Origin of the sequence: Actinobacillus porcinus, assembly GCF_901764995.1 — a bacterium.
GTDB lineage: Bacteria > Pseudomonadota > Gammaproteobacteria > Enterobacterales > Pasteurellaceae > Exercitatus > Exercitatus porcinus.
This window is the reverse complement of record NZ_CABFKI010000001.1, coordinates 172,920-189,810: the sequence shown is the minus strand read 5'-3', so window position 1 is coordinate 189,810 and position 16,891 is coordinate 172,920. Positions and strand designations below refer to the sequence as shown.

At 41.6% G+C, this 16,891-nt stretch carries 10 protein-coding genes; 6 read left to right on the top strand and 4 right to left on the bottom strand.

Features of this window, described 5'->3' with window-relative positions; genetic code table 11:
- Window positions 1-78 precede the first annotated feature (78 nt).
- On the top strand, window positions 79-2,133 hold the full coding sequence (locus tag E7T07_RS00890) for an alpha-amylase (RefSeq protein WP_135709050.1): 2,055 nt from the start codon (window positions 79-81) through the stop codon (window positions 2,131-2,133).
- 158 nt (window positions 2,134-2,291) lie between these two features.
- On the opposite strand, the gene malT is transcribed toward E7T07_RS00890, so the two are convergent.
- Entirely contained in the window at window positions 2,292-4,955 is a 2,664-nt protein-coding gene (gene malT, locus E7T07_RS00885) for an HTH-type transcriptional regulator MalT (protein WP_135709049.1), read from the bottom strand.
- Between the two features lie 171 nt (window positions 4,956-5,126).
- On the opposite strand from malT, the gene glgP reads away from it, so the two are divergent.
- On the top strand, window positions 5,127-7,511 hold the full coding sequence (glgP, locus tag E7T07_RS00880; protein ID WP_135709048.1) for a glycogen/starch/alpha-glucan family phosphorylase: 2,385 nt from the start codon (window positions 5,127-5,129) through the stop codon (window positions 7,509-7,511).
- 149 nt (window positions 7,512-7,660) lie between these two features.
- On the opposite strand, the gene xylB is transcribed toward glgP, so the two are convergent.
- Window positions 7,661-9,109 (bottom strand): xylulokinase, encoded by a 1,449-nt coding sequence (gene xylB, locus E7T07_RS00875; RefSeq protein WP_135709047.1) that lies wholly within the window; start codon window positions 9,107-9,109, stop codon window positions 7,661-7,663.
- A 59-nt stretch (window positions 9,110-9,168) separates the two neighbouring features.
- On the bottom strand, window positions 9,169-10,482 hold the full coding sequence (gene xylA, locus E7T07_RS00870; protein WP_135709046.1) for a xylose isomerase: 1,314 nt from the start codon (window positions 10,480-10,482) through the stop codon (window positions 9,169-9,171).
- Between the two features lie 248 nt (window positions 10,483-10,730).
- On the opposite strand from xylA, the gene xylF reads away from it, so the two are divergent.
- The 4 genes from xylF to E7T07_RS00850 all read left to right on the top strand — a co-directional run bounded on the left by xylF (window position 10,731) and on the right by E7T07_RS00850 (window position 15,722).
- Window positions 10,731-11,729 carry a D-xylose ABC transporter substrate-binding protein gene (gene xylF / locus E7T07_RS00865; protein ID WP_135709045.1) on the top strand — a complete coding sequence of 333 codons (999 nt, stop codon included), beginning with the start codon at window positions 10,731-10,733 and terminating at the stop codon, window positions 11,727-11,729.
- 81 nt (window positions 11,730-11,810) lie between these two features.
- Entirely contained in the window at window positions 11,811-13,325 is a 1,515-nt protein-coding gene (xylG, locus tag E7T07_RS00860) for a D-xylose ABC transporter ATP-binding protein (protein WP_135709044.1), read from the top strand.
- Window positions 13,326-13,328: 3 nt separating this feature from the next.
- The gene (locus tag E7T07_RS00855) at window positions 13,329-14,456 is read left to right on the top strand and encodes a sugar ABC transporter permease (RefSeq protein WP_135709043.1); all 1,128 of its coding nucleotides are present in this window, start codon (window positions 13,329-13,331) and stop codon (window positions 14,454-14,456) included.
- Between the two features lie 99 nt (window positions 14,457-14,555).
- Window positions 14,556-15,722, top strand: a complete 1,167-nt coding sequence (locus E7T07_RS00850) for a XylR family transcriptional regulator (protein ID WP_135709042.1) — start codon at window positions 14,556-14,558, stop codon at window positions 15,720-15,722.
- Window positions 15,723-15,728: 6 nt separating this feature from the next.
- Here E7T07_RS00850 and truD read toward each other — a convergent pair whose 3' ends face one another.
- A complete protein-coding gene (gene truD / locus E7T07_RS00845; RefSeq protein ID WP_135709041.1) occupies window positions 15,729-16,736 on the bottom strand; it encodes a tRNA pseudouridine(13) synthase TruD in 1,008 nt (335 codons plus the stop codon).
- Between the last annotated feature and the right edge of the window lie 155 nt (window positions 16,737-16,891).

The window sequence follows — 16,891 nt, the reverse complement described above, 5'->3', positions numbered from 1 at the left end:
CGGCTCGTATAGGGTGGTCAACATTCCAGTACACAGTTCTCATATATCTACCAGTATTAATCACACAGGTTCCATTCCATGAAGAAATCCATTCTCTATCTCAGCTTATTTTGTGCAACTCATGCCTTTGGTCAATCTTGGCAACATAATGAATTTACGCATTTTAACGAAATTGAAAGCAACCTATTCCAAGCCCAAAGTCAATTAGAAAAAGGGAGCTACCCCTTAAAATTCACTTTCAACAATCAATGTTACCAACCGCAAAACGCTATTAAACTCAATCAAACTACCTCTCTTATTCCTTGCACCTCTGATACGCCACAACTACGTTTATTCCGTAAGGGAAATTACAGCGCGCAAATTGATATGCGTAGTGGCACTCCAACGTTGAGAATTAGCGTTGAGCAGGTCAAAGAAGAAAATAAAACCACGGTGAAACAATGCCCTGTTTGGAATCAACAACCGATTGAAATTGATGTGTCGTCCACCTTTGCGGATGGCGAAATAGTACGTGATTTTTACTCGGGAAAAACCGCCACAGTGAAAAATGGCAAAGTGACCTTTATGCCTGAGAAAAATGCCAACGGTTTGTTGTTATTAGAGAAAAGTGCGGTGAAAAATAATGCGGTTTTTGATTGGAAAAATGCCACGGTGTATTTTGTGTTAACCGACCGTTTTAACAACGGCGATCCAAGCAATGACAATAGCTATGGTCGTCACAAAGACGGTATGCAAGAAATCGGTACATTCCACGGTGGTGATTTAAAAGGCTTAACGGCAAAATTAGATTACTTGCAACAATTGGGCGTTAATGTGCTTTGGATTAGCTCGCCATTGGAACAAATCCACGGCTGGGTTGGTGGCGGCAATAAGGGGGATTTTCCGCATTATGGTTACCACGGTTACTATCATTTAGATTGGACCAAAGTAGATGCCAATATGGGTACCGAAACGGATCTGAAAAACTTTATTCAACAGGCACACAAACGTGGTATGCGGGTTTTATTTGATATCGTCATGAATCATACAGGCTACGCAACGCTAGCAGATATGCAAGAGTTTAAGTTCGGCGATTTTTATCTCAAACCTGAAGAAATGAAAGCCGAGCTTGGGGAAAAATGGACAAATTGGAAACCCAAATCAGGACAAAACTGGCATAGTTTTAATGATTTCATCAAATTTGGCGACGCGAAAGCATGGCAACATTGGTGGGGCAAAGATTGGGTGCGTGCCGATATGGGGGATTACGACAGCCCAAAATTTGATGACTTACAAATGTCCCTTTCTGCCTTGCCTGACTTGAAAACCGAGAGCGAAAGTGCGGTGAAATTACCTGTATTTTTCCAACATAAGGATACTCACGCCAAAGACTTACCAAACGCCAACGTACGCGATTACTTGATTACATGGTTGTCAGATTGGGTACGTAAATATGGCGTAGATGGTTTTCGCGTAGATACCGCAAAACACGTGGAAAAATCCACTTGGTTGGCGTTAAAACAAGCAGCACAACAAGCCCTAACCCAATGGCAACAAGCCAATCCGAAAGAAAGTTTTGGTGATAAATTTTGGATGACGGGCGAAGCTTGGGGACATGGCGTATTCAAAAGCGATTATTACCAAAATGGTTTTGACGCCATGATTAATTTTGATTTCCAAGATCAAGCGAAAAACGCCTTAGACTGCTTTGCCAATATCGAACCTGTTTATGGTGAAATGAATCATAAATTAAAAGATTCCAATGTGTTAAGCTATCTTTCATCCCATGATACGCGGTTATTTTTCCATTCTGACAGCCAACAAAATTTAACCAAACAAAAAACCGCGGCTGATTTATTGCTGTTGGCGTCAGGGGCGGTTCAAATTTATTATGGCGATGAAAGCGGACGTGAATTTGGTGCCACAGGATCCGATGCGGTACAAGGCACGCGTTCTGATATGAACTGGAATGAGTTGCAAACCAATGCAGACAAACAAGCCTTGCAACAGCATTGGCAAAAAGTGGCACAATTCCGCCAACGTCATCAAGCCATCGGCGCCGGCGAACACCAAGATCGCTCAACCCAAAACTATTACGCTTTTAGCCGCACTTTAGGCGATGATAAAGTGTTTGTGGTTTGGGGTGGGAAATAAGCTGCAATAAAAATCACCTAGCACGCGCCGTGCCAGGTTCCTTAAACCCAGCCCCGCTGGGGCTGAAAAATTCGCTATTATATGGCTGTTGCACAAGACGGTCGTTGAGCCTGTCGAAACGTAAGCCTTGTGCAGTGACTATCTAACATCGTATTTCACTAATGATACCCCATCAAACTCAACAACTCTCTCGTATAATTAATCGCTTCTTGGCGCGTTGGGACGCCAATTTTTTGATATAAGTTACGAATATGGGTTTTAATGGTGGTCGGTGCGACTTGTAATTCGTCTGCAATTTGATCATTGCTGTAACCCGAATAAATCAAACCCAAAACTTGCCATTCGCGCTGGGTCAATGGGCTGATTTTCAGCAATTCAGGGACTTTTGAATCATTTAATAATTTAGACACAAATTCTTCATCAAAATGAGCAAACTTATGGCGGTAGAATTGGTTGATATGCTTCAAGATAAATTGGGCTTTATGTAACACAATTTCATCTAGCACATTCAATTGCAATAAATGGCGAATTTGTTGCGCCATCATTTCCCCTTCCACCACAAAGGCACTGATAAAATTCGTTTGTCTCGTGAGCTTTAAGGCTTCAAGCAAATCATTTTGCGCCAAGATTTTCTCATTTTGTAAAAAATAAAGCCGATTGCGCAAGATTAAGGCGCGATTTAAATCACTCGTTAAACTAATGGCTCGCGCAGTGTCAATCAACCGATCAAGAATGGCTTTGGCTTTCTCAAAATCATTGATGAGAATATAAGCACGCGCTAAATTGCGCCATTGTAGTTGGCTAAAATGGTTTTTATCCGAACTCGGTGGATTCACTTGAATAACCCAGTTTTGCGCCACTTCTTTATTATCGTGCATTTGCCACATCAACAGTTGCGCTTCGTTTGCCGCGCCTAACCAATCGGGGTGATAATTATGCATACTTTGCAATGCGACAATATCTTTTAACTGACGCTGTGCGTTATCCAAATCGCCACGAACCAACGAGTTTTTGCACAACAACGCCAAACATTGAAGACGTTCTGAGGGTTTCGTTAACACCGCCATCCCTGCATTTGCCACCCGTTCTACGGTTTCAAGATCATACCATTCCCAAGCAATCTTCCCTTTTAAGCGCAGCACAAACTCATACATAGGGAATTTCTCCAAGTGATTTTCATGCACGAAAATCTCCGCTTTCTCTAAATTATCGTAAGCGGCTTGCAGAAAACCTTGAGCCAGTAAAATTTCCGATTGTTGTAACAACGGCCATAAAATATGCTGATAGGTATGATATTGGCGTGCCATTTTTTCCGTTTGCTGGAAACGCACTAAAGCATCGGCTAACTGCCCTTGACAATGCAAGGCTTCCGCTAACAGCGACATGGCGACAATTTGGGCGTAATAGCTTTTCGGCGAAAGATGTTTGATGGCATTATCGGCTAAGGTAAAAGCTTGTTTGTCATCGCCGTCATTCATCACTACTTGCGCGCGTAGCACGTCTAATTCGGCTTGCTGTTCAACGGATAAGGAAAGGGTTTTCGTGGAAAGTGCGGTGGAAATATTATTTAAAATCGACATCACTTCCCCGTGACGATGTTGACTTTGAATCACCCAAGCTTGTAATAACACTAAATCAATTTTTTCTTTTAACACCACATCGTTGAGCTTATTCAGCCCTTGTTCCAATAAGGCTAATTCCCCTTGATGAAATAAATTCCAACCGTGGGTTTCCAAGATTTTCAATAAGGTTTCGTTATTTTTCAGTTGCATTGCGTGATAAGCGGCTTCAGTGAGTTCATTGCGTTGCAACCAAATTTCCGCTAATTGATAATGCAACAGATCAAATTGTTCACCCAAATTCACCGCACTTTGTTGGCGCAGAAAATCATGAAAAAGCGCATGGAATTGCCACTGTCCTGACGGGGATTGCTGCAAAAAAACGCCTTTTTTTTCACATTGAGACAGCTTTTGATGAATCGTCATATCGCCGAGTAAAATAGAAAGCACGCTTTCATCTAATTGACGCAACAAACCGCAATGTAAAAGAAACTGTTGTTCATTTTCACTCAAATCCGCCCAAACTTCATCTTGCAAATAATCGCTCAAATAATTGACATTCAGCTGCAATGCTTTCGTCTGCGCCGCGGTCGAAACCACTTCCGTTAAACAAAGTGCGGTCGGCCAGCCTGAGACAATTTGGTGATAAGCGGTAATGGTTTTATCGGGAATCGCTTGAGATAAACGCTGATGAATAAATTCCACACTTTCATTTGGCGAAAATGCCAACTCGCTCATCCCCACTTCTAATACCCTTTCTTTGACACGCAATGAGGCAATACCTAAAGCCGGACCTTGGCGCGTTAAAATCACTAAGGACATGCTGTCAGGCTGATGTTCCAGCCAATATTTTAATGCCCGCAGGATCTCAGGTTGCGTAATGCAATGAAAATTATCTAACACCACCGAAAACGCTGTTTCTACAGTAGAAACATGAATGAGGAACTCATTCATGCGCTGAAAAAGATCGCCTTTTTCGTGCAATAACGGAAGATCCGTTTTGCCGCAAGCGCGAAGAATGGCGGCATGAAAATACTGAAAAAAGGTGTCCGGATCGTTATCCATTTTATCTAAGGAAAGCCAACATAAATGGGGTTGTTGCGCCGCCCATTGCGAGAGCGCGGTGGTTTTGCCATAACCTGCCGGCGCTTGAACTAAGGTAAGTGAATAATTTTTGGCTTGCTTTAATAGAGACAATAGTTTTGAACGCAATACATTTTTGGGCGAATGTGGTGCAACATTGAACTTCGATGGGATGAGCATATGATGAATTTCCTTAAAACTACACTTCTACGCCCCCTAGGGCGTAATTACGTCTTAGATCTCATACTCATGAAATTATAACAAAGATGATTTTATTTGAAATGCATAAAACATAATAAACCACAAATTTATTACGGAATTGACCAAATTAATCATATCAAGGAGTTATCTATGTCTTTCTCAACATCAGCGTTTTCAAAAATCGTTGAACAATACTGCCACAACTATGATGTGGCTTCGCCGAAACAATTAACCACACAACAATGGTATCACATTGTTTCCAACGGCGCGTTAGCCTTGGCTTACAGCAAACCTGTTGCGCCAACCACAGAAACCCGCCACGTTAACTATTTATCATTAGAGTTTTTAGTGGGGCGTTTAACCGGTAATAACTTAATGAACTTAGGCTATTACGATGACGTAAAAAACTATTTGGCACAATATGACGTTGAATTAGTGGACGTCTTAGAAGAAGAACGCGACCCGGCATTAGGTAACGGCGGTTTAGGTCGTTTAGCGGCATGCTTTGTGGATTCCATGGCAACCTTAGGACAAAACGCCACAGGTTACGGCTTACATTATCAATATGGCTTATTCAAACAATCTTTTGAAGATGGCAAACAAAAAGAAAGTGCGGACACTTGGTCAAGAGACAGTTACCCTTGGCAACGTTTTAATCCGTCAAAAACCAAAATCATCGGTTTTGGCGGTAAAAGCACATGCCTGTCAGGCGATAAATATCAATGGACACCGGCACAAACCATTCAAGGCAAAGCCTTTGATTTGCCCATTGTAGGCTATCAAAATGACGTCATCCAACCCTTACGTTTATGGCACGCTGACAACGATCAATGCTTCGATCTCAGCGCCTTTAATGACGGTCATTTCTTAAATGCCGACAAACAAATCGTGAACGCCGCGGCATTAACGCAGGTGCTTTACCCTAACGACAACCACCATGCAGGGCAACAATTACGCCTAATGCAACAATATTTCCACTGCGCTTGTTCCGTGGCAGACATTTTAGATCGCCATTTGGCGCAAGGTCGTGCCTTAAAAGACTTCGCGAAATATCAAGTCATTCAATTAAACGACACCCACCCAACTTTAGCCATCCCTGAATTAATGCGTGTTTTATTAGATGAATACGATTACAGCTGGGATGACGCTTGGGCAATTTGTTCACAAACCTTTGCTTACACGAACCACACAGTGTTACCGGAAGCCTTAGAACAATGGGATCAAAAATTATTCAAAGAATTATTACCACGCCATTTCCAAATCGTGGAAAAAATTCACACCCTTTTTGCGCAAAAAGTGCGGTCAGAATTTGGCGAGAATCCACAGGTTTGGGAAAAAGTCGCTATTTTATTCAACCACCGCGTCCGCATGGCGAACCTTTGCGTTGTGACCTGTTTTGCGGTAAACGGCGTAGCACAATTACATTCTGACTTATTGGTATCTGACTTATTCCCGGAATACCACCGCTTATTCCCAACCAAGTTCTGCAACGTCACCAACGGCATCACACCACGCCGCTGGATCCGCCAAGCTAACCCGAAATTGGCCAATTTAATTGACCGTTCAGTTGAAGGCGATTGGACGAGACATTTGGATTTAATTGCCGGCGTAGAAAAATTTGCGGACGACACCAACTTCCGCCAAGAATACGCCCAAATTAAACACGACAACAAAATTGTGTTAGCCAATGAAATCCACAAAACTTTAGGCTTAAATGTCAATCCCAATGCCATTTTTGATGTTCAGGTCAAGCGTTTCCACGAATACAAACGTCAACATTTGAACTTATTGAACATTATTGCCACTTATCAATCATTGAAAGAAAACCCAAACCAAGACTACACACCACGCGTGTTCGTCTTTGCCGGTAAAGCGGCGCCGGGTTATTATTTGGCGAAAAATATCATTCACGCCATTAACAACGTGGCAGACATTATCAACAACGATAAACAAGTGAACGACCGTCTACAAGTGGCGTTCTTACCTGATTATCGCGTCAGCTTGGCCGAAAAAATCATCCCTGCGGCAGATGTGTCCGAACAAATTTCTATGGCAGGCAAAGAAGCCTCAGGCACAGGTAACATGAAATTCGCCCTAAACGGCGCATTAACCTTAGGCACACTTGACGGCGCCAACGTTGAAATTGCAGAAATGGTAGGCGATGAAAATATCTTTATTTTCGGGCATACCGTAGAAAGCGTACGCGAATTATTAGCCAACGGCTATGTGGCAAAAGACTATTATTTGAACAACCCTGTATTGAAAAATGCAGTAGATTTCTTAGCACATGGTCATGCTTCTGCCGGCAATAAAGATGAGTTCAAACTTATGTTAGACAGTCTCATTGAACGCGACCCATTCTTAGTCTTTGCGGATTTCGACAGCTATCGCCAAACCCAAGACACCATTGGTAAAGCTTATCTCGACCAGGCCCAATGGGTGCGCAGCGCAATTTTAAACACCGCACGCCTAGGCATCTTCAGCTCCGACCGCTCAATCCGCGATTACCAAGAGCGCATTTGGTTGAAGAAATAGGGGCTTATTACCCGACAACGCCTACGGCGTAATCGGTTAGGTATAATTGCGTGGCGTTGCCACGCTAGAAATTAAGAAATGTCTGTTAAATCGACCATAGAGACGGTAATAGGGGCGATACATTATCGCCCCGTTCAACGCTACTAATTCTAAAATCCACCTTTTAACCGCTGATAAATTTCACCATATTTTGCGCGTTTTTCTGCATAAAATTCCGTTTTGGCTAAGTTAGGTTGATAAACCGCTTCTAAGGGTAATGGTTGGCAGAAATTGGCAAGGTCTTCATTTGGATGTAATGCGATTTGGGCTAATTTGGCGGCACCAAGGGCAGGGCCAACATCTCCGCCTGTGCGATATTCCATGGTTCGTCCAGTAATATCTGCCAACAATTGCCGCCAATACGCACTTTTTGCGCCGCCGCCAATCAGTGCAATATTCTCCGCTACAACGCCCGTTTCGTGTAACACATCAATGCCATCTGCCATGGCAAAACTCACACCTTCAACGACCGCTTTGGCGAGAGTGACCGCGTTATCATTATGGGTTAATCCCCAAAATACGCCTTTGGCGTAGGCATCATTATGGGGCGTGCGTTCGCCTGATAAATACGGCAAGAAAATCGCTTCAGAATTCACCGCACTTTGTTCGATTTGTTTAAATAAGGTTTGAACATCTGCCATGCCCGTCACTTTTTTAACCCAATCTACCGCAGAAGCTGCGCTCAAAATAACGGACATTAAATGCCAACGATAGGGTAACGTGTGACAAAAACTATGCACCGCTTTTTGTGGATTCGCCGTAAATTTATCCGTTACCACAAAATACACACCTGAAGTGCCAAGGGAAAGCATTGCCTGTCCTGCTTGATATAAACCAATCCCTATTGCACCGGCGGCATTATCGCCGCCCCCTGCCACGACAGGCACACAATTCATTTTCCAAGTTTTCGCTAATTCCGCGCGAAGATAACCGGTAATTTGATTACCTTCAAACAACTTCGGCATGGCGCTTTCATCTAAACCACAAGCATGAAGCAAGGACGTATCCCAACTCCGTTTCCCCACATCAAGCCACATGGTCCCTGAAGCATCGGACATATCGGAAGCATATTCCCCCGTCATTACCAAACGCAAATAATCTTTCGGTAACAATACCTTATGCACTTTTTCTGCAATAGCCGGCTCGTTGTTTTTTACCCATTTTAATTTGGGCGCCGTAAAACCCGGCATCATTAAATTACCCGTAATTTCACGAGAATTCGGCACCTGTGTTTCTAATTCCGCACATTCAGCCGCACTTCGCCCATCATTCCATAAAATGGCAGGGCGAAGAATATGATCATGATTATCTAATAAAGTAGCACCATGCATTTGCCCTGTGAGCCCAATGGCTTTAACGGCAGATAAATCCTGCTGTTGAGCAAGGGCGAGCATCGCCAGATTAACCGCATACCACCAATCTTCAGGATTTTGTTCCGACCAAAGTGGTTGTGGGCGAGAGATAGGAAGAGCTTGCTGAGTAGTGGCAATAATTTGCTGATTTTCATCAAGTAACACTACTTTTACACCCGAAGTGCCTAAATCAATACCAATATACATAAAAGCTCCTTAATTAAAGTGCGGTCAAAATTTTTCTCATTTCTGACCGCACTTCAAAATTAACGATAGATATAATTATTCACTAAGTTTTCAAGATACTCTTGTTGTCCTGAAACAGGTTGTGGATCAAGGCTTGAAGCCGCAGTTGCCAAGGCTTCTAATGATGATTGACCATTTAGAATTTGTTGACCTAATGCGCCATTCCAACCGGCATAACGTTGTTCCACCACATTTTCCAGCACCTTATCTTCCAATAATTTTGCCGCACGTTTCAATGACAACGCTAAAACATCAATGGCGCCAATATGACCGTGGAAAAGATCGTAAGGATCCGTGCTTTGACGGCGAATTTTGGCATCAAAATTAAAGCCACCTGTTGTTAAACCGCCCGCTTTCAAAATTTCATAAAGCGCAAGGGTATTTTCTTCCACGCTGTTAGGGAATTGATCCGTATCCCAACCTAATTGTGGATCACCACGATTAGCATCAATAGAACCTAAAATATCTAACGCCGCCGCGGTAGCAATTTCATGTTGGAAGGTATGGCCTGCCAATGTTGCGTGATTGGCTTCAATATTCACCTTGATTTCTTTTTCCAACCCAAATTGTTTCAAGAACCCATAAACCGTTGCCACATCGTAATCATATTGATGTTTAGTCGGCTCTTGTGGTTTAGGTTCAATTAATAAGGTGCCGTTAAAACCAATTTTATGTTTATGTTCCACCACCATTTGCATAAAACGACCAATTTGTTCACGTTCACGGCGTAAATCCGTATTTAGCAAGGTTTCATAGCCTTCACGTCCACCCCATAATACATAGTTTTCACCGCCTAAACGTTTTGTGGCATTCATGGCATTAAAAACCTGTGCCGCTGCGCGAGCAAAAATATCAGGATTCGGATTGGTTGCCGCGCCCGACATATAACGTGGATGACTAAAACAATTTGCTGTCCCCCACAGTAATTTAATACCTGTCTCTGCTTGTTTTTTCTCTAAAATATCTACAATGGTATTAAAATTTTTCACATATTCCGTGTAAGAATTGCCTTCAGGCGCGACATCCACATCGTGGAAACAATAATAAGGTACACCCAATTTTTGAATAAATTCAAAAGCAATGTCGGCTTTCTGTTTCGCCGCTTCTAGCGGATCAGACACTTTCTGCCAGCTCCGATCCAGCGATCCCACACCAAACATATCATTCCCATTCCAACAAAATGTATGCCAATAACACACCGCTAAACGTAAGTGTTCTGCCATGGTTTTACCTAAAATAACTTCATTGGCATTGTAATGTTTATAGGCAAATGGATTGCCGGAATTCACGCCTTCATATTGCACTTTTTCGATTTTATTGAAGTAATTACTCATAGTATTTCTCCTAGGTGGATTTGCTTTTCGTGAGCATAATCGACAAAAACATTGCTTCGCGCAATTACGTTATTTTGTTTTTGTATTGCGATAATTGGTTATTGTGCGAACGATCACAAAAGTGAAAAAACGTAAAGACGTTGTGAAATCTAATAATTGAATTCAGAAAACAAGACGCTCAAACTTCAGGTTGAGCGAAGTTGTTAGTGTTGCTCTACTGATTATTAACCCAACATTTGAGGTGCTATATGAAAATAAAAACTGCTTTATTATCTCTTGCTGCCGCTATTGCAATCAGCTTAAATCCCGTTGCAGCTAAAGAGTTAACCATTGGTATGTCTATTGATGACTTACGTTTAGAAAGATGGCAAAAAGATCGTGATATTTTCACCAAAAAAGCAGAAGCATTAGGCGCAAAAGTTTTAGTTCAATCGGCAAATGGCGATGATGCGGCTCAAATATCACAAATTGAGAATATGTTAAATAAAAATGTCGATGTGTTAGTGATTATTCCGCACAATGGTGACGTGTTAAGCAACGTTATTGCAGAAGCGAAAAAAGAGGGTGTTAAAGTCTTAGCTTACGACCGCTTAATCAATAATGCCGAAATTGATTACTATGTTTCATTTGATAATGAAAAAGTGGGTGAATTACAAGCTCAAGCCATTATTGAGAAAAAACCTGAAGGAAATTATTTCTTAATGGGCGGTTCACCGGTGGACAATAACGCGAAATTATTCCGTAAAGGTCAGATGAAAGTATTACAACCTTTAATTGACAGTGGAAAAATTAAAGTCGTTGGCGATCAATGGGTAGACAGCTGGCTTGCTGAGAAAGCATTGCAAATCATGGAAAATGCATTAACTGCCAATAAAAATAATATTGACGCGGTCGTTGCTTCGAATGACGCTACGGCTGGTGGTGCAATCCAAGCATTAAGCGCTCAAGGTTTATCAGGTAAAGTCGCTATTTCGGGGCAAGATGCGGACTTAGCTGCAATTAAGCGTATCGTTGATGGTACACAAACAATGACCGTGTATAAACCAATCAATAACCTTGCAGATAAAGCTGCAGAGATTGCCGTTGCATTAGGTAAAGATGAAAAACCTGAACCTAATGCTAAATTAAACAATGGATTGAAAGACGTTGATGCCTACTTGCTCGAACCCATTGTGGTTACCAAAGAAAATATTAATGAAACCGTTGTTAAAGATGGTTTCCATAAAAAAGAGGCGATTTATAAATAATCTCGCTAATTAACGTCTCAAAGTGCGGTTTAAACGGACTCAGTTTTGACCGCACTTTCAAAGTAATAAAAGGATATTGTTATGGCTCAATTATTAGAAATGAGAAATATCACCAAAAAATTTGGTGATGTCACAGCATTAAACAATATTTCCATTACCCTAGAAATGGGCGAAATTCTCTCTTTATGTGGTGAAAATGGTTCGGGTAAATCAACTTTAATGAAAGTGTTATGTGGAATTTATCCACATGGCGATTTTACAGGCGAAATTTATTTTTCAGGCGAACCACTCATCGCCAAAGGCATTAAAGATACGGAAGAAAAAGGCATTTCCATCATTCACCAAGAATTAACCTTAGTCAAAAATATGACCGTACTTGAAAATATGTTTTTAGGTAACGAAATGGTGAAAGCGGGGATTACTGATGATAATGAAATGTATCTACGTTGCAAAACAATGTTGCAACAAGTGCAATTGGATATAGACCCAAACACAAAAGTGGGCGAATTAGGGCTTGGACAACAACAATTAGTCGAAATTGCTAAAGCCTTAAATAAACAAGTTCGTTTATTAATTTTAGATGAACCAACCGCTTCACTGACAGAAAAAGAAACTGGCATTTTATTAGCATTAGTAAAAGATTTAAGCGCCCATAATATCGCTTGTATCTATATTTCCCATAAACTGAATGAAGTTAAAGCGATTTCGGACAAAATTTGTGTCATTCGCGATGGTGAACATATTGGTACCCGCTCAGCTGAAGGGATGTCAGAAGATGACATCATTACCATGATGGTAGGGCGTGAAATTACCTCTCTTTATCCCCATGAAGAACACACTATTGGTGAAGAAGTTTTACGCATAGAAAATCTCACGGCTTGGCATCCCATTAATACACATATTAAACGCGTTAATAATGCGAACTTCACACTTCATTCAGGCGAAATTTTGGGTGTGGCGGGTTTGGTTGGCTCAGGACGAACAGAAATGGCTCAATGTATCTTTGGTTCTTACCAAGGAAAATACCAATGCGATATTTTTGTTAACAATCAGAAAGTTAAAATCAAAAATTGTAGCGAAGCCATTCAAAACAATATTGTTATGGTGCCTGAAGACAGAAAAAAACACGGCATTATTCCTATTATGGGCGTAGGTAAAAATATCACACTATCATCCCTACGTGATTGCTGCTTTGGTCGAAAAATCATTAATGATGCCTTAGAAGAAACCATCATTAATCAATCCATTGAACAGCTCAAGGTGAAAACCTCTTCACCTGAATTAGCCATTGGACGCTTAAGTGGCGGTAATCAACAAAAGGCAATTCTTGCAAAATGTTTATTATTGCATCCTAAAATTCTCATTTTAGATGAACCAACACGTGGAATCGATGTAGGCGCTAAATATGAAATTTATAAATTAATCAACCAATTAGCGAAAGAAGGAATGGCGGTCATTGTTATTTCTTCAGAATTACCTGAAGTTTTAGGAATTAGTGATCGCGTACTGGTTATGCACCAAGGACAGATTAAAGCAGATTTAATTAATCATAATCTAACACAAGAGCAAGTAATGGAAGCGGCACTTAAGGAGTAACCTATGTCTAAATTAAAATCAATAAATCTACAAGTGTATGTGATGTTTATTGCCATTATCGCTATTCTCGCATTTTTCTTTGTTGCGACTGATGGCGCTTATTTAAGTGCACGCAATATTTCTAATTTATTGCGGCAAACATCCATTACGGGCATTTTGGCTATCGGGATGATTTTTGTCATTATTTCCGCTGAAATTGATCTTTCCGTTGGCTCAATGATGGGCTTACTTGGTGGATTTGCCGCCATTGCTGATGTATGGTGGGGATGGCCATTGCCGTTAACCATTATTGTCACCTTGGCTATTGGGATCATTTTTGGTACCTGTACCGGCTGGTGGGTGGCTTACCGCAAAGTGCCTTCGTTTATTGTTACCCTTGCAGGTATGCTCATTTTCCGCGGCATGTTAGTCGGCGCAACAAATGGGACAACCGTATCGCCGATTAGTAAAGAAATGACCGTAATAGGACAAGGTTATCTCTCTGATACAACAGGGTTTATTTTAGGTACGGTTGCCATTATTTGCTTTTTCTTATGGGGAACATATCAACGTAACGCACGTAAAAATTTAAACTTACCTGTGCCAAATGTGGGTAAAGAAACCATGAAATATGGCTTATTTGCCATTGGGGTATTAGGTGCGATTTACCTTTTAAATGATTATCGCGGTATTCCATTCCCGGTTTTACTGCTTGCGGTCCTTGCTGTTGCAGGTATGTTTATCGCCCGTAAAACCGCTTTTGGTCGCCATATTTACGCGATCGGTGGCAATATTGACGCCGCAAGATTATCCGGCATTAATGTGGAAAAAATTAAATTAATGATTTTCTCTATCAATGGCTTTATGGTGGCAATTGCAGGATTAATCCTAAGTTCTCGCTTAGGTGCCGGCGCGCCATCCGCAGGGCAAAATGCCGAGCTTGATGCCATTGCGGCTTGTGTTATTGGTGGCGCAAGTTTGGCTGGTGGTATTGGTAGTGTTTATGGTGTGGTCATTGGCGCATTAATAATTGCCTTATTAGACAATGGAATGAGCATGCTTGATGTACCAACATTCTGGCAATATATTGTCAAAGGTTCGATCTTGTTGCTTGCTGTTTGGATGGATACGATGACGAAGAAAAAAGCATAACCCTCTCTAAAACAACCGCACTTCATTCCCAAGTGCGGTTATTTTTATGGCCATTTTGCGGTATAGTAAGCGGAAAGTGGTAATAATGGATGAGAAATCATGGAATCGAAATATGCGCGTATTGCTCTCTTATTTAATGCAAATAAGGTTTATGACCGTAGTGTGATTGAAGGCGTTGGGCAATATATTCAGGCGTCTCAATGCTTGTGGAATATCTTTATTGAAGATGACTTTACTTATCGTAAAGAAAGTATTCATGAACTTGATATTGATGGCATTATTGCTGATTTCGATGATCCTGAAACGGCGAAGCTGCTTGAAAATACCACGATTCCCATTATTGCGGTGGGTGGTTCTTATCAAAACCCTGCCTTTTACCCGAATCATCCCTATGTAGCAACGGATAATTTCGCGTTAGTTGAAGCGGCTTTTCTTCATTTAAAACAAAAAGGCATCCATAAATTTGCGTTTTATGGGTTGCAAAGTGACATGGAAAGACATTGGTCAAATGAGCGTAAAAATGCCTTTGTACAAATTATGCAAAAGGAAGGTTACCCTTTCGAGCTTTATTTGGGTGAGCAAGCCAATTCGGATAACTGGCTTAAAGCGCAATCTCAATTGTGTGAATGGCTGAGCCAATTGCCTGAACACACCGGGATTATTGCGGTGACGGACGCGCGCGCAAGGCATTTGCTACAAGCTTGTGAATATCTCAATATGGCGGTGCCGGATCAACTTTGTATTATTGGGATTGATAACGAAGAACTGATCCAATATTTATCACGTGTCTCTTTATCTTCCGTGGTGCAAGGAACAAAGCGTATCGGTTATCAAGCCGCAAAATTATTGCATCGTTTGTTAAACGGCTTGCCTGTTAATCATAAGCCTATGTTAATTCCGCCGTTGCGGGTGGAACAACGCCGTTCTACCGATTATTTATCCTTAACGGATCCCTTAGTTATTCAGGCAATGCATTATATTCGCCATTACGCCACGCAAGGTATTAAGGCGGATCAGGTTTTGGATCATCTCAAAATTTCGCGCTCTAATTTGGAACAACGCTTTAAAACGGAGATGAATAAGACCATTCACCAAGTTATTCATGAAGTGAAGTTAGCGCGAGCAAGACATATGTTACAAAATACCGATATTCCGTTGCAAGAAGTGGCGGATATTTGCGGTTATCCGTCCTTGCAATATTTTTACACCGTATTCAAGAAAGAATGTGGAAGAACGCCCAAAGAATATCGAGATGGGAAAAATTAGGGATATTCAATCCCCAACATTCACCAACTCTCTCACCAACGCCGTAGCATAGCTGCCTGCGGGTAAATAGAATTTTAAGCGTAAACCCTCAGGTTCAAATTGCCAGCTGAAGTTTTCCGCTTGCATTAATAATGGGCGGCGGGCGGGTTTTAGGCGTTCTTGTTTCATCAAGTCGCGCAAGGCTTGGTGTTGTGCCACGATTTGGTTTTCGATGTCGTTGGCGTGTTGTTCTGTTTCGCCAATAAGTGGGGCGGTGAGCAAAATGTCACGCGTTTCTAACCGCACTTGTAGTGCGTTTAAATCTTCATTTTGGTCGGCTTTAAACCAACTGTGTGTACCGCTTAATTGTAGAATATCATTGGGTAAAACTTGGGTGGCTAAACCTAATTTAACGCGTTCAGACACCACTAAATTGAACACTTCGCTTCGTGCAGCTGATAAATAAAAACTGCGTTTTTTGCGATCTTTCACCTTGATCTCGCCCGTTGCCCAGCGCATTGCTTCGGTTAAATTATGCCCATCTCGCCCAAAACGTTGCTCGGTGAAATAATTGGGAAAACCGATTTTCTTGACAATTTCTAACCGCGCTTTTAGCTCATCGGTTTCTGTGGCGTGGCGTAATAGGATGTCAAAATAATTACCGTCTAAACTGCCCGTGCGGATTTTGCGATTGTGGCGGGTAACTTCAAGGATTTCTACGCCGTCCGGTTGAAATTGGCTGAAATCGGGAGTGGGTTTGCCCGGCATTTGAATACAAAACCATTGTTCTGTGATGGCTTTGCGATCTTTTAAGCCTGCGTAACTCATATTTCGAGCAGGCACACCACAAAACGCCGCTAATTTTTCGCCCACATAAAGGGTGTTGTTATCGGTTTTTCTGACCTTTAATGCCACAAATTCGCCATCACCCGACATGTCATAGCCGAGATGTTCTTTCACGATAAAATCGGCACATTCGGCTTTTAAAAGTGCGGTTTGTTTTGGTGCCGTTTGTAAATAAGCAAGATCTAACATTGTTTTTACCCTAGAAATTTTTGCCTAAATTCTATCAAAACAGACCGCACTCTGAATAGAAATTCTTTGAGTTAATCCCGTATTTCCTGTAAACTAGTGTCCCGTCTTGATACATATCAACTCTTTTTATCCCCCAACATTATTTAGGTTATAAA